This is a genomic window from Stieleria tagensis (assembly GCF_024129865.1).
In the GTDB taxonomy this organism is placed as follows: Bacteria; Planctomycetota; Planctomycetia; order Pirellulales; family Pirellulaceae; genus Stieleria; species Stieleria tagensis.
Window position 1 is genome coordinate 70,649 of record NZ_JAMYFE010000037.1, and the last position, 15,301, is coordinate 85,949.

Consider the following 15,301-nt stretch of genomic DNA (forward strand, 5'->3'; position numbering starts at 1 on the left):
CGGGCAATAGAATTTGCCAGGTCGCAGACCAGGGGTCACAAAACAACCATCCCCGCAGACCTGCCACCGCGCCCCGAACCCCTGAACCGTCAAACTCTACCCAGCCCAGTCACCCGCAATAGCCCCTGCTATGGCACGATAGCCCCTGCTTATGGCACGATAGCCCCTGCATGGCACGATAGCCCCTGCCATGGCACTGGGGGCTGGCAACACCCTCGTCTCGCGGGCAACCATCGCGGGGTCTAAACTACGATGTTGCTCGTGTTTTCCTCTGACCCCCCACAGGTTCCGTGACCAAATCTGACCAGGACGACGAAACCAAATGCGCCGCCTATTTGAAAGCGGTGGGCGATCCGCTGCGAATGCGAATCGTCAGATCCTTGCAAGTCGGTCCGCTTAGCGTTTCGGACCTGTCCGAATTGCTGGAACAGGAAATCGGTACGGTCTCGCACCATTTGCGGGTGTTGTTCCATGCCGACGTCGTCCAGACCCGCCGCGAAGGAAAATTCATCTACTACTCGCTCAGCGAACATTTGCTCGCCTCGGGGCGTCGCCGCAAACCGAACGTGCTGGATTTTGGTTGCTGCCGGTTGGATGTGGGCCAGTCCGGCGCGACGGACGATCGCTGATTGACGAACAATCTGATAATCGGGAGAATGTCCTGCTGTTCTCCATCGACCTCTTTCCACCCACCCAAGCTGTGATGTCCACTCCTACCCGCTTTGTAATGATCGGTGGCTTTCTGGGCGCCGGAAAAACGACCTTGATCGGCCAACTCGCTCGACGGCTTCAGGCGGCCGGCAAACATGTCTGCGTGGTCACCAATGACCAAGCCGCCGGACTGGTCGATACCGAACTGCTGCGCAGCCAAGGACTGGATGTCAACGAAGTCGCGGGATCCTGTTTCTGTTGTAACTTCCACGGTCTGACCGATGCCATGGATGCCTTTGATGCCAACCATCGCCCCGACGTGATTCTGGCCGAACCGGTGGGCAGTTGCACCGATCTGGTGGCCACCATCGCGATTCCGATGATGGAACAGCTGGGCGAAAAATTTGTGCACAGCCCGTATGCGGTCGTGCTGAAACCCAGCCATGGTCTGAAGATTCTGACCGGCAGCGGCAAAGGCGGCTTTTCGGAAAAGGCCGAGTACATCTTCCGCAAGCAACTGGAAGAATCGGAATTGATTGTGATCAATCGCATCGACGAATTGACCAAAGAGCAATTGGACCTGCTACGGTCCAGCATCGAGGATCAGTATCCGGGACGGCCGGTGATCTGTCTGTCGGCCAAGACCGGTGAGAACTTGGATGAACTTGAAATCGCATTGGCGGGCACTGCGGCGCAGCGACAGACGATGATGGACGTCGACTACGACGTTTATGCCGACGGCGAAGCCGAACTGGGCTGGCTAAACGCCACCGCCACGCTGCGATCGGATCAACCCTTGGCGATCGACGACACCGTGCTGCGACTGGTCGATTCGTTGCGAGAGCGGTTGCTGGAATTGGATGCTGAACCGGCGCATCTAAAAGTCCTGTGCTCCTCCGGCAGCGCCGTGGCGGTGGCCAATTTGGTCAGCAGTGACACGCCGACGATGTTGTCGGTCGCTTCGGAGTCCCACGGACAAGCGTTGACATTGATCATCAATGCCCGCGTTTGCCTGGATCCCCAATCGCTTCAATCCGCGGTCACCGCCGCCACCGAACAACTCGCCACCGACCTAGCGGCGACGGTGTCGGTCGAGTCGATTGAAAGCTTTCGCCCCGGCCGTCCCGTCCCCACCTATCGCGCCGGCACCTAGCGGCAGACCCAACCGGTGCCGACATGAATGCCTTAGAATTGGTTGGCAATTTCAACCACTCAGCTTCCGCCACCGCGTCGAGTCCCATTGAATGCCGAAACAAAAATCGGTCGCACTGTTGATCGAAACCTCCAATGCCTATGCGCGGAATTTGCTGGGGGGGATTGTTTCCTACATCCGCACCAATGAGTCCTGGTCGGTCTTTTTGCCGGAGCAGCATCGGGGAGCTACGCCACCGGCATGGCTGCGGACTTGGAAAGGCGATGGGTTGATCGCAAGGATCGAGACCGAGGCGATCGCCGAAGCGGTCGGCCAGCTGAGGATGCCGATTGTCGATGTCAGCGCCGCGCGACTGGTTCCCAAGGTTCCTTGGGTGGAAACCGATGATGCCGCGATCGCGCGACTGGCCTACGATCACTTTCGCCAGCGCGGATTCGAACACTTTGCGTTCTGCGGCGAACCCGATTTCAATTGGTCCAACTGGCGGGAACAAGCCTTTGTCGAAGCAGCCGACCGGGACGGTCGTCGTTGTCATGTGTTCCATGCCCGCTCTCGTGACGCGCAAGGACTGTCCATCAGTCAGGAGCGTCAGCGTCTGACCAAATGGATTTTGTCGTTGCCAGATCGGACCGCGGTATTTGCCTGCTACGACATCAAAGCCCAACAGATTTTGGATGTCTGTCGCGAGAACAACATCAACGTCCCTGAACAGCTGGCCCTGCTGGGAGTCGACAATGATGAATTGTTATGCGATTTGTGTTCGCCGCCGCTATCGAGCGTGATCCCCGCGGCGCACAAGACCGGACGTGAAGCCGCGCGATTGCTGAACATGATGATGGGTGGAACCAAAGTCGATCAATCGGCGCATCTGATGGAACCGATCGGAATCGCCACGCGACAATCGACCGACGTGTTGGCAATCGAGGATGTTGATGTCGCCGCGGCGATGCGTTTCATCCGCGATCATTCCTGTGAAGGCATCAATGTGCACGACGTGCTCAAGGAAGTTCCCTTGTCACGACGGGTTTTGGAAAAACGGTTTCAAGAGATCGTCGGCCGCACGCCACACCAGGAAATCACGCGTCGCCGGATCGAACGGATTCGACAGTTGTTGATCGATACCGATCTAACCCTGCACCAAATCGCACAGCGAACTGGGTTTCAAAATGAGGAGTACATGAGCGTGGCCTTTCGCCGCGCCATGAATATTCCACCCGGACAATTCCGCCGCGAAAACTAGAATCGAAAACAGGTCGCTCTCGAACAGCAAACACACTCTAGTGCTTTGTCACCGTTCAAAGTGGTGGGAACTCGTTTGATCGGAAACGGGGTCAAAAGCACTAGTGACGGGCTAACTAGTTTGCTGAAGCATTCACAGACTCGGCGTCCGAGCTGCCGAGACTACGAGTACCAGTCCGATTTTGCCAATCGGAAAACCTCTGCGACCAATCTTCGTCGAAACGCTGACGAATCTTCTCTCGCCAGTCGATTTCCTCACCTTCTGTTAATTCTGGCATTACGGATTCGTCTGATGTATCAAGCCACTTTAGATGTCCCTCAATTTCATAGTCCATTCCATATTCCGGCGTAGAGTGGCGAAACCGGTACTCCGTTGGAATCCAAACCGATCGTTTTGAATTAACTTTCCATTCTTCCCAATTGACAAGATGCACGCAAATAATCGGACCGGGATCTTCGATATCCAAATTGCCGAAATGGATGATCCGGGTGGGACAATTGCCTTGTCTTGGATCAAATAAGAGTTGCACTCGCCACAATTGCCTGGCCCATTCGGATTGGATCGTTCCGTCTTCTAGTTTTGTTGCTCGCATGAAGTCCAGATCGTCAAGCAAGCTTCGGCCATAGCTAATTGTATGAGACTTCCCAGTGCTTCGATCAACACGCGGTGCGATCGGGCGATAAAAGGGAAAGTCATGACCGATAGGATATCGAGGGATCTGACTATCATCAGGGTCCATCGCCAAATCCTCAACAAGTTGCCCAGAATACCGTCCAAAAGCTTCACCACCCTGCCGCCGCGCTCGGTGGGTGGGGGTCTTGAGGTATTGCACCCACCTTCGCTGATTTTCATTTGCCCCAACGAATCTCCCAATTTCACCGGTCGCGGAAAACCGCCCGCTGCTACCGCTTCTGCGATCCTCACAGAAGAGGTAGATCGTATCCACGTCGCGTCCATCAAAATATGAACTGCATTTTTCTCGTATGACAACCGAGTATTCATCCGGAAGCCCAAATGGGGCGACGGCAAAATCTGTGAGACAGTCAACCGCCAAACGCTCAACGCTGTTGGTGGCAAGACCTTGTGCATTCACAAACCCAAGAGATAGAGCCCAGATGATCAAGAGAGCAAATAGGCGCTTCATAACGTCAACCTCCACGAATAGTTTTCTGCTTGACAATCCGTTAATCAATTAAAATTCTCTGGGCATGGAGTATTGATATCAATATTTGGAATATCTACTGGATTCACTCCTTGATATGAGGTGGGAGTGTCACATATCGGACCACCCATTGTTGGTTGACAGGTACAGGCTCCGCCCGTCGCGCAATAGACAGTCCAGCCGCCGTCAATCCCATACCCCTCTTCAACTTGCCTAGAGTTGTCCCAAGATCCGGTATAGCCAGCAGCCAGGTATGGGTTCGGACACCAAGGCTGTCCCGTGACAGGGTGGTTGGGAAGACAATTTCCTGTACAGGCCGAAGGTGTGACCGGTAAGCATTGACTGGTTCCGCCGGTAAATTCATAGCAGGTCTCCGCGCGTGCACTGGTAACGGTCAGTACCAACAAGCAAATTGACAGCAGGGTACGCATGGGTTCAATCCTCAAAATTCATCGACGTGGAAGAAATAAGAAACACAATCTACTCGAGCGGATCTAGCGCGTTGGCTTTTCCCTGCTCTATTAATTGCCGGTTCCGCTCACGATTCAATTCACGAAACGTTTCCTGTGCAAGATCGCTCCGACCGTTGGTGAAAACGCGACACGTACCAACAATTTCCCCATCCCGAATCCAGTTTATAGTGACCTCTTCAGTGGATTGAGTGTCTCCCTCAATCACAAATGTCACGGCTTGAAGCAGTGCGTCTCCAGAGAGAGATTTTCGTCGTATCTCTTTTAGCGAAAGACCATTTGCAGGGCTCGCAATTTCACAAGTCAGATCGTTCACTTCACGCCAGGACCTAACCACAACGAAAAATTCAGTCTGATTGTCATCCTGTGCGTTACGTCGTGCAAATACGATACTCGGCTTGACTGCCACAGATGCCGAATTAATTACTTGGAGCGAGTACTCATGAATTTTGCCAAGATATTTCACTTGAATCGGGACCATTAACTCCGCTGGCGCCTTTACATCTTTTACCCCCTCAACAAGCTCGCACCTATAGATATTTCCCTTCTCTTTTTCTTGGCGGTCATAAACTAGTTTCATAAACGGGTTCAATGACTTCACTTCAAAACCGGAGTAATCGAATACAGACTTGACCACCAGTTCGCCACCTTGGACATCTCCCGGTTCGAGCAACATTGCATTTGGAGATACGTTAAACGCAGCAGCGACAATCGACTCGATGACGCATGTAACGGCCGGAGATCCTTCAAACGAAATCGTCACACGCTTTGCGAATCTCCCCACCTCAGTGGGGGTAATCCTTAAATACACCAACAGCGTCTCTTTTGTATTGATCTCAAGGCTATTGGCTATTGCTGCCATACACCCACAAGACACTTCAATGTTTTTGACCGTGATCTTTTTGTCACTGATGTTTTTGAGTGGAACTCCAATGACTTTTTCTTTTCCCGATTGCATGCGCGGAATGGTTAGACGATGAAACTCTTCGGTGTCGGTCAACTCCACCGAGTTTGTCTTTATTAAATCGCTGGGAGGCTTGAACTGCACACCAGTGGGCTTGAGTGCTCGATCGCGTCCAGGTGGTTCTGCTTCCTGAGCCAACGCATGATAGGAACTGACAATTACGATCAAAAAGAATGCGTTCAAACGAATCATGGCCGATCCAGGTTAGATTACGCGATCAGCGGAGGAGTCTGGCTAATTCGGTCAATTAGCCTCACCGCCCTTTCGATGGTAGCGAACCACCCCCCCCGTGCAACATTCGGACTGCAAAGATTCAAAAATATCTTTTTCAGTTTATCAGCGCCGCACACGATACGGCTGATCGTTACCTGAGCATCGACCTCTCGCTGACCTGAAAATGTCATTTTTTGAAACGGCTCGACATTAGAGCTGACGCCTCTGCAGTTCCTGGCGAACCTTTTCGACGGCTGTCTTCAGTCGCGAGACAAGAACGTCATCCGTTTCGTATCTGCCCGCCTCGGTACCGCGTTCGATGTTAGCTGTAATTTGCTGAACTTCTTTTGCGCCCAGGTTCGCCGCGATGCCTCGTAACCGGTGCGCCGCCTGAGCAAGTTCGTTTAAGTCCTTCATTCTGAGCGCGGATTCCATGGCCTCGATACAGGGTTCGGCACCGTCGCGAAACTGATCGACCACGAATTTTAAGATGACTTGATCATCCATCAATCGGCCCATCGTGTCCGCAAGATCTAAAACGGGTGCGGTCGCCGGTGCGGTCGCGACGGAGTCGGTGGTGGGGCTGCTAGCGAGTGGATTGCCCGTTCGAATCGCCTCAATCGTTTTGAACAGTTCCTCCACATCGACGGGTTTGGGCAAACAGGTCGTCATACCGGACTGCAAACATTCATGACGGTCTGATTCGGACCCCCGAGCACTCATTGCTATGATCGGAATGGACCTCCCGGCGTCGATTTCGCGGATCGAGCGAGCGGCTTGATGGCCATCCATCACCGGCATCTGCACGTCCAGTAGCACCACGTCGAACGGTTGAGCACGAAACAAATCGACCGCTTCTTGACCATTGCAAGCACTGACCACCTCACATCCGCGTCGTTTCAACAATCGGCCGATGGCCCGCTGATTGGCGGGCACGTCGTCGGCCAGCAAGATGCGAATCGGTGGCATCGTCATAGGAGAGGTTCCGTGTTGATAGCTGTGAGGGTCGCCAAGGTGACTTCGTTGGCCGTGTCATTGAACGAAAGGTTGTCGACCAAAGTATGCATCAACATTAATCCGCGGTCTTTCCCGGCGTCAAAACGATCCCGCAAATCGAATCGATTACGGCTCGCCCAATCGAATCCATTGCCTTGATCGCTGACCGTCATTTTAGCGTAATCGCGATGAATCTCGGCGTCGACCAAGACGCGGCGGTCACGGAATTCTGGTTGTCGACCTCGACGTTCTATCACTCGATTCAATTCTGTTTGCGAATGCGAACGCCGTAGCTGTGCCAATTCGTCTTCACAGATCTCCAGGTTACCGTGCAGAATGGCGTTGGAAATCGCCTCCTCCAGCGCCGTACAAGCACGGATCCGTTGCGACGGGATTCCCAATTCCATGCTGGACATCGTCCGGTGCAACAGGTTGACGATGGAAACGATCATGAACAGGTCATGATTCAATTCAAATCGAAATGCACCCCCCAACATTCGCTTCCCCGCAAAATTGCGACAGCGATCGGTCATCGCGCGGTTGACCAAGCGCTGGACGGTTAATACCAATCGTTCGGCTAATTGTGATTTAGGGACATAGCTGGATGCACCAACCGCGAGCGCCTCGGCGGCAACTTCCTCGTTCCCAAAGGCGGTCATCAACAGCACCGGGATGCGTGAATGATGGTCACGTAGCGTTTGAACCAAACCTAATCCGTCCAGTCCTGGCATCACCAGATCGGTGACCACCACGTCGACACCCTGTTGCTCAATTCGTTTCAAAGCGGCATCGCCGTTCCATGCATATTCCACGTCGCAGCAAAACTGTTTTTGCAGCAAGCTTCCGGCCAAGTGTTGGTCCGCGCTGGAGTCGTCAACAATCAATATGACAGGTTTCATGGTCCTGCTTCCCAAAGTGTGTAGGTCATCGGTGATTGCAGACCCAACAACGCAGCAGCCGTGCCCGATCCCTATCGCAGTTTGGGGTTTCCGTCGTAAGTCTTTACCGAGCCACACTCTAGGAACGGCAGTTTTGTTCGATACAACCTTGCATCCCCTGGGGGGCACGAGTCGCCATTGCGGTCACCGGATGACCAAGCTGACATCAACGCAACCAGGCCCTCGAAAACTGGCGAGTTGAATGGAGTGGATGAAAAGAAAAAACGCATCGGTTGAGAACAACCGATGCGTGGGGTTGGGAGCCGAACGTGTTTCGGTACGGGCGGGCGCTGTTCCAGATAGTCCGCCCCAATGCGATCAAGCCACGACGGCTTTGGTCGCCAGGAAGTTGATGCTGCGTTCGGCGAGTCGCGACAGGTCACGGTTGGTTCGCCCTTCTTCATCAAGCGTCTGCTGCAACAGGTCGGCTGCTGAATGGTTGCCTAACTTGTCGGCAAACGCCCGTGCAGTGCCGTAAGCTGCAATCTCGTAGTGTTCCACCCGCTGCGCCGAAGAGATCAAGGCGGCGTCGAGTACGTGCGGCTCGATATCGCTTTTCATCAATTCTTCGCCCTCATTGATGATCCCTTCCATCGCCATACAGCGGTGCCCGCCCGGTTGAAACTCCAGTTCTTTGAAGATGGATTCCAGTCGTTCAAGGTGCTGTGTGGTTTCCTCACGATGCTTGGCGAAAGAGGCCTTGAGATTTTTGTCAGTGGCCGCTTCTTGCATTTTCCCCAGTGCTTCAAAGGCCTGCTTTTCAGCGCTATAGATGTCTTTCAGTTCATGGACAAACAATTTGTGTAGTGAATCAAGATTCATAGTTCTTCTCCGGTTATTGGAAACTGGCCGATGCCGGGCACAGCATCGGCAGGCACAGCAAATCAGGCGCGCAGCAGACGGTGGAACGGTTCACCGACTGAGCAGCTAACAGGTCTTCACAGGCCGCACATTCCATTCCAATCATCCCCGCAATTCGGTTTTGACAGGCCAACACCTGACCGGAAATTTTGCTGACACCGAATGTGTTTCACACTTGGCACGCGAATTGCTTTTCCTGCACGTCGACCAAATCCCTGTTCAATACCGGCATGTTTGCAAGCGGTCTGACAGGACACATCGCAAGTGGAGCATTGACAATGTTGGCGGATCACACACAAACAATTGAGTTTATGGCCGGCCCGATGGACGGCCACCGTGTCCTCTGCAGTCGCAGTGCTGCGCCGCCAATGATCGCGTTTCGATCCGCGATTCACGCCGGTGAAAGCTCAACGGTCAGCCAATTGGTGCGTCTGTTGCTGTTTCGCGGGCATCCTCAGCCCGATGTCATCGCGGTGTACGAACTGGAATCGCTCGCTGGCGAAAACGTGTACCGTTACCTTCGCAGTGTGTTGGAGACTGACGCTACGTTGGGACCCTCGGTGGAACTGGTCGAAAGCCAACCAGCCTGATCGTTCCCAAGACACTTTACCGCGACTGCGGTTTGGCAATGGTGAACAGGAACCGACTGCCATGCGGTTGATTCGGTTCAACCCAGATTTTCCCGCCGTGATTGATCACAATTCGTTGACAAAACGAAAGACCGATCCCTGTACCCGCGACACCGGTCGATTCATGGACTCGGACGAACGGGTTGAACACCTGTTGCCGGCTTTCGCTGGGGATTCCTAAACCGTTGTCTTCGACGACGACTCTCCAGCATTGCTCTTCGTGCTCGCAAGCAATCTGAATCTGAGGCGTCCGGCTGGGATCATGATATTTGATCGCGTTGCCGATCAGGTTTCTCAGCACCTGTCGGATTTGAACCTCATTGCCAATGATCGTTGGCAACGCATCATGTGTCACGACAGCCGACGTTTGCTCAATCTCCGACTTCAGTAAATGCAACACCCCGGCCATCAGCGTTTGCAGGTCGATCGGTTCAAACTGGCCCCCGCTGTGTTCGACCCGCGAGTAATCCAGCAGATCGGTGACCAGTTCGGTCATGTTGGCGATCGCCGTGTTGGCATCCGCGATTGCCTCTAGAGAATCGCTATCCAGTGTTTCTGCGTAATCTTCGTGAATCAGACTCAGACAGCAGGAAACGATATTCAGCGGCGACCGAACTTCATGGGCGATCGTATGAGCAAAACTTTTCAGTTCATCATTGCTGCGTTTCAATTGATCCGCATAGGCCGATAACTTTTGCTTGTTTTTCTTTCGCTCGATGGCATAGCGGATTGAACGCAACAGGATCTGGCTTCCGATATCGGTTTTGACCAAAAAATCGTCCGCGCCCTGTTGCACCAATTCACTGGCGAAATCCAAATCGTCTAACGAGGTCAGGACAACGGTTGGCAGATGCGGTACCGCTGCGATGAACCGAGACAACGTTTCGCTGATGGCGCTGTCGGGCAGACTAAGGTCCAACAGCACCGCATCAAACGGTTCAGACGATGCCAGTTCGATCGCAGCAGCCAACGTTTGCGCCTGAGTGATCTCGATCTTCGATAGTTTGGCCCTCTTGAGATGCCGCTGTACCAAGTGGGAATGGGTTTCATTGTCTTCGACCAACAACACGCTCAAGGACTGTTTTTGGGGCACGCAATCAATTTCCTTCTGGGGGTTCGTTCCAAACGCCCCAATACAAACAGAGGTCGTTGACGAGCTGTCGGAACCGTTCGAAATCAACCGGTTTGACGACATAGCTGTTGGCGTGATACTCATAGGCCTTGGCCCGATCGGACTCGGCATCCGAGGTCGTCATCACGACCACTGGAATCACTCGCAATTGTTCGTCTTGTTTAATACTGGCCAACACCTCGTGCCCGCTGATCTTGGGCAATTTAAGATCCAATAGAATCACATCGGGATGCGGCTTGTCGGCGTGTTCCCCTTCGCGACGAAGGAACGCCAATGCCTCGGCACCATCGGCGGCTCGAAACACCTGGTTTTGCACACGAGCTTTTTTCAGACTGCGCATGACAAGATGGGCGTGATTGTCGTCGTCTTCGACCAACAAGAACGTCAGCAAATGAGGGGTCATGAATTTTCCTTCGTAAAACAGCACTAACGTTTCGGCAGCTCGACCCAGAATGTGGCGCCCTGGTTGGGCTCGGATTGCACCCAAGTTTTACCGGCGTGCATGCGGACCGTTTTGCGCACCGACGCCAATCCCAATCCGGTGCCCTCTTTGGTATTTTCCAAACGTTGGAACAAACCAAAGATCTTCTCCTGATAGTCCGCTTCGATCCCCGGCCCATTGTCCCGCACAAAATAACGGACCGTCTGCGGTGACTCGGTCGCCCCGACCTGGATCAACGGATGTTCGACGTCGCCGGCGTACTTGATGGCGTTGGTGATCAGATTATCAAACACGCGTCTCAGATCGCTCTCGTCGGCTTGGATTTTGGGCAGGTCGTTGGCGATCTGCAACTTGATGTTCGAGCTTTCCAAACGATCCGACAGATTTTCGGCAAGTTCCGTCAACAGGGCATTCACATCGACGAGCGTGTAATCGAGCGGTTTGCGGCCGATTCGACTGAGTTCCAAAAGATCGTCAATGATCTGGCTCATCTGATCGGTTGCGACTTCCATCCGGTTGGCCGAATCGATCACATCCTCGTACGCCTGGTCGTCGAGGTCTTCTTTTAACAGACCCAACAATCCTTTGCAGGATACCAATGGCGATTTCAAATCATGTGAAACCGTGTAAACGAATTGTTCCATCTCGTGCGTCTTGTCGGTCAGCGCATCATTGAGTCTGGCTAATTTTTTGGTTTGTTGATACAGCGAGCGACGCATCTCGTCGAGCGCCTCGGCGACCTGTCCGACTTCGTCATGACCGACATTGGGAATCGGTCGCGACAGATCGCGGGCATCATGAATCTCGCGGGCATAGGCCGCAAGCTTGCGTAGGTTGCGAGTAAACCGATCACCGATGACAAACGAAAACAGCAGACTGGCGGCGATTCCCAACACACTAAATGCCAACAATCCGTAGCGTGCCGTGCGATAGGCGTTGCCACCGTCGCGTTGCAGTTCGTTGATTTCAGCCTCACTCGCAGCCACGATCGCATCGAGCAAGGTCTCGCTCGCATCCCCAAGCGGCCCACCGACGGAATAGGCCAAGTGAAATACCAAGTAATTGCCGCTCTCGCCCATCAGATCGCGAATTTCGTCGGCCTGTTCAACGTAGCGTGCGAACGCGGCGGCAGCGGATTCGACCTGGGCCTTGTTGTCTGGACCGGCGATCGCGGCCAATTCATCGAGTTGTTCACGGACTTGATCGCGCAGCGGTTGAACGCGTGTTTCGAATTCTCGCACCGAATCGGAGTCGGACGCCAAAATCAGATTCTTTTCGATCCGTTGCAGCTGTAAGGCCAGCAGTCGGATTTTAGCGATCACCGCCGCCGGATCGCCCGTGTCACCGCTGGCCGCAGCACTGGCCGCCGCAACCGCCGACAGTTGCTCGTCCAATTCATCGACCGCTTTCCGCGCCAGCCCGACCGACAACTCTCTCGCCTTGACGTCCGAATTCAACCGCGTCATCTGCCGCAATTCGTTGTGATTTCGTTGCCACTGTTCCCATTCGTCTAAGAACTGGTCCAACAAATCACGGGTTTCATCGGTGACCAGCGGTCTCAATTTCGCCTCATTCTCGGCCATCTCATCGAGTGTGGCGTCGATCATGTTCACATGCCGTTCCATCTCCTCCTCGCTTTTCGCCAGGATCATGTTCTTCTCGGCACGTGTGATCGCGACCAGCTCCTGCTTCATCAGCGATGCCAGTTTGGATTTGGCCGTGGTGATATACACGATTTGGTTCAGCCGGTCATTCAACAGCTGCATCCGTGTCAAACCGCTGATCGCGATCAAGGCGGCAACCAATCCCACCACCGCCGTCGTCGCGAATAGTTTCCAGCGAATTGGCATCGCGCGACGCAAGGGTTTAGAAGACTGGTTGTTCATCGGCGTCGCCGTCGGGGGAAACATGGTGTTCAACCGACAATCCGTAGGTGCGAATCTTGTTCCGCAAACTGCCCCGGCTGATCCCCAGGTCGGCAGCGGCCTTGGATTGATTGCCTCCGGATTCCTGCAACACCCGCGCGATCAGATAGCGTTCCATCATTTCTAACGTTTCCGCATACAGATCCGTGGATTGGGATCGACGGCGTTGATCAACGAACGTGGCCAGATCGCTATGGGCGGCTGTCGGTGGCGAGGATTCCGTTGGCAACGCCCCGTCCTGGCCGGTGCCGCTGTGGTCGCTGGGTCCATCACCGACGATTGCATCGGGCAACGTGTCGGGCAACAGCACCGGCCCGCTGGCTTTCAAAACCGCTTTGCGGATCACCGACTGCATCTCACGAATATTGCCGGGCCAATGATATGCTTGTAGCAATTCCGACGCCTCGGGCGCGATCCCTTGGATGACCTTGCCTGTTTCGCGGCTGTACCGCACCAGCAGGTATTCGATCAAGCGCTCCCGGTCCTCGGCTCGATCACGCAGCGGCGGCAGATCGATGCGGTAGCCGTTCAAACGATGGTACAGGTCCAGCCGAAATTCGCCATCTGCGATCATCTGGTCGAAATCCCGATTGGTGGCGGAAATGATTCGCACATCGGTTTGAATGGTTTCACGGCCGCCGACCCGTTCAAAGGTCTGTTCCTGTAGCAACCGCAGCACCTTGCCTTGCACCGCGGGGGCCATGTCACCGACTTCGTCCAGAAACAACGTGCCACCGTCGCACTGTTCGAATTTTCCGACGCGACGTTGATCGGCACCGGTGAAGGCACCTTTTTCGTGCCCAAACAATTCGCTTTCCAACAGCGTTTCCGAAAGCGCCGCGCAGTTGACCGCCAAGAACGGCTTGTCGGCGCGCAGACTGTGTTGATACACCGCGCGGGCGACCAATTCTTTGCCGGTGCCGCTTTCACCGCAGATCAACACTGTGACCTCTTGTTTGGCCACGCGACCCACATCTTTGTAGACCTCCAGCATCGACGCGCTACGGCCGATCATCGCATCTTGGTCGCCATCGGTTTCCGCGACGTCGTCGTAGCCGCTGACCATCCGCACCGGAACCTGCATCATCCGTCGGGCTTTGACCGCGCGTCCGGTGACCTCTTGAACTTTGGCCATATCCAGCGGTTTAAGCAGGAAGTCATAGGCACCCACGGTCATCGCTTCGATCGCAATGTTGCTGTCGTCGGAAACGGTGATGAAGACGATCGGTAATTTTGGGTCCAACGAATGAATGGTTTCGGTCAATTCCAAACCGGACACATCCGGCAGTTTGACATCCAGAAACAACACATCCGGTTCCAAGGTCTCGATCGCCTTTAGACCGGTGTCAGCCGACGACGCACTATGAACCTGTAACCCCAATGTCTCAAGCGCCGCGGTGATCAAACGCTGTACCATCGGGTCATCGTCGACCACTAAAACCTTCGTCATGGACGTTCCTTGTTACTCGTTCGCATCGCACATGCGTCCCGGCGACAGGTCCGGTGGGGGGCGGTCGGCTGCGTCCGCGGCGGTCGATGTACGAAACGACAGGCGGAAATGCTTGAGAAAATATTCTATCTAGAGCCTACAGCAAGGCGAAGCCGAGGAAGGCTGGTCACCGACGTGCCAAGGTGGTCATCCGACGATCAGTCCAACGGGCGGTCTGGCTTTGCTCGTTCCATCACGGTTCACACCCGAGAGGCTCGATAAACCACCGCGTTTTGACTGAATTTCCAATCGGTGATCCAGTTTGGCACGCGGTGAGCACACGTTGTTCTTCTGCTTAGCGTCCTCTGGCGTGCCTGCCTTTCACAGGCCCCAGACCGTTCGCCGAGTGCCTTTTCTCTACTTCTCTTCTGCAGTCGAAACACCATGAACTCGCTCTTTTCAAACACCGTCGCCCGGAATCGTTTGCTTTGCCTCGCGGCAATTGCCTGTCTTTGCATGATGCCCACGGCCAGCCCCGCCGACGAGACGGAGGCCTACCAACCGCCCGATCAAGCCATCGAGCTGGACATTCAAGACGAACTGAAATCGAGTTTCGGATGGATGTCACCCGATATTCGGGCCCGAGTGATCGCCGGCCGAGTCACGTTGCGCGGCGAAGTCCCCAGTTTTCAAAAACGGATGCGTGCCGAACAAGCCACCAAGAACGTCGCCGGGGTCCGGCATGTCACCAATCGCTTGCAAGTCGAACGACCGCCGTTGCAAGCCGCCCGCAGGTCAACGGCCAAGCGATACAATCAAGACAGCCCACGCAGCACGCGGCTGATCGCACTGACCCCGGCCAAACAAATTTCCGGAACCGTCGATCTATTGGCGGGTGAAAAATTAGTTGTGAAAGATTTTCGCAACCGATCGATCGAGACCACCGTCAGCCGTGTCACGGAAGTTACATTGGACGGCCTAGACAGTGAACCCGATCGGTTGGGGCACGGGATGTTGGTGTTCGTTGATGCCCAACGCGTCGGTGGCAAATGGGTTGCCGAAACCGTGGCCGCCCACTCAACCAAGTAACAACCTC

14 protein-coding genes are annotated in these 15,301 nt (G+C 54.4%); 5 read left to right on the plus strand and 9 right to left on the minus strand.

All coding sequences use genetic code 11. The features are described from left to right. Positions 1-290: 290 nt before the first annotated feature. The 3 genes from NHH03_RS08100 to NHH03_RS08110 all read left to right on the plus strand — a co-directional run bounded on the left by NHH03_RS08100 (position 291) and on the right by NHH03_RS08110 (position 3,044). Positions 291-629 (plus strand): ArsR/SmtB family transcription factor, encoded by a 339-nt coding sequence (locus tag NHH03_RS08100; protein ID WP_253155259.1) that lies wholly within the window; start codon positions 291-293, stop codon positions 627-629. A gap of 74 nt (positions 630-703) precedes the next feature. Then, on the plus strand, positions 704-1,804 hold the full coding sequence (locus NHH03_RS08105; RefSeq protein WP_253155260.1) for a GTP-binding protein: 1,101 nt from the start codon (positions 704-706) through the stop codon (positions 1,802-1,804). A 91-nt stretch (positions 1,805-1,895) separates the two neighbouring features. Then, on the plus strand, positions 1,896-3,044 hold the full coding sequence (locus tag NHH03_RS08110) for a XylR family transcriptional regulator (RefSeq protein ID WP_253155261.1): 1,149 nt from the start codon (positions 1,896-1,898) through the stop codon (positions 3,042-3,044). Positions 3,045-3,159: 115 nt separating this feature from the next. Here the strand turns inward: NHH03_RS08110 and NHH03_RS08115 are convergent, their stop codons facing one another. The 5 genes from NHH03_RS08115 to NHH03_RS08135 form a co-directional block, all read right to left on the minus strand. Then, positions 3,160-4,236, minus strand: a complete 1,077-nt coding sequence (locus tag NHH03_RS08115; protein ID WP_253155262.1) for a hypothetical protein — start codon at positions 4,234-4,236, stop codon at positions 3,160-3,162. Between the two features lie 450 nt (positions 4,237-4,686). Then, positions 4,687-5,832, minus strand: a complete 1,146-nt coding sequence (locus NHH03_RS08120; protein WP_253155263.1) for a DUF1573 domain-containing protein — start codon at positions 5,830-5,832, stop codon at positions 4,687-4,689. A 231-nt stretch (positions 5,833-6,063) separates the two neighbouring features. Beyond that, entirely contained in the window at positions 6,064-6,828 is a 765-nt protein-coding gene (locus NHH03_RS08125) for a response regulator (protein WP_253155264.1), read from the minus strand. Then, the gene (locus tag NHH03_RS08130; protein ID WP_253155265.1) at positions 6,825-7,748 is read right to left on the minus strand and encodes an ATP-binding response regulator; all 924 of its coding nucleotides are present in this window, start codon (positions 7,746-7,748) and stop codon (positions 6,825-6,827) included. The genes NHH03_RS08125 and NHH03_RS08130 overlap by 4 nt, the downstream gene beginning before the upstream one ends. A gap of 357 nt (positions 7,749-8,105) precedes the next feature. Next, positions 8,106-8,609, minus strand: coding sequence for a YciE/YciF ferroxidase family protein (locus NHH03_RS08135; RefSeq protein WP_253155266.1), 504 nt, complete (start codon positions 8,607-8,609; stop codon positions 8,106-8,108). 269 nt (positions 8,610-8,878) lie between these two features. Here NHH03_RS08135 and NHH03_RS08140 point away from each other — a divergent pair, with 269 nt between their 5' ends. Continuing rightward, complete coding sequence (locus tag NHH03_RS08140; protein ID WP_253155267.1) at positions 8,879-9,238, plus strand: hypothetical protein; 360 nt, start codon at positions 8,879-8,881, stop codon at positions 9,236-9,238. Between the two features lie 16 nt (positions 9,239-9,254). Here NHH03_RS08140 and NHH03_RS08145 read toward each other — a convergent pair whose 3' ends face one another. Genes NHH03_RS08145 through NHH03_RS08160 form a run of 4 tightly spaced genes read right to left on the minus strand, consistent with a single transcriptional unit; the run spans position 9,255 to position 14,226 of the window. Then, a complete protein-coding gene (locus NHH03_RS08145; protein ID WP_253155268.1) occupies positions 9,255-10,370 on the minus strand; it encodes a sensor histidine kinase in 1,116 nt (371 codons plus the stop codon). A gap of 4 nt (positions 10,371-10,374) precedes the next feature. Next, positions 10,375-10,812, minus strand: coding sequence for a response regulator (locus NHH03_RS08150; RefSeq protein WP_253155269.1), 438 nt, complete (start codon positions 10,810-10,812; stop codon positions 10,375-10,377). 23 nt (positions 10,813-10,835) lie between these two features. Further along, positions 10,836-12,761 (minus strand): sensor histidine kinase, encoded by a 1,926-nt coding sequence (locus NHH03_RS08155; protein WP_253155270.1) that lies wholly within the window; start codon positions 12,759-12,761, stop codon positions 10,836-10,838. Then, positions 12,718-14,226, minus strand: a complete 1,509-nt coding sequence (locus NHH03_RS08160) for a sigma-54-dependent transcriptional regulator (protein ID WP_253155271.1) — start codon at positions 14,224-14,226, stop codon at positions 12,718-12,720. The genes NHH03_RS08155 and NHH03_RS08160 overlap by 44 nt, the downstream gene beginning before the upstream one ends. Before the next feature lie 423 nt (positions 14,227-14,649). Between NHH03_RS08160 and NHH03_RS08165 the strand changes: the two genes are divergently transcribed. Next, entirely contained in the window at positions 14,650-15,294 is a 645-nt protein-coding gene (locus NHH03_RS08165) for a BON domain-containing protein (protein ID WP_253155272.1), read from the plus strand. Positions 15,295-15,301: the final 7 nt, after the last annotated feature.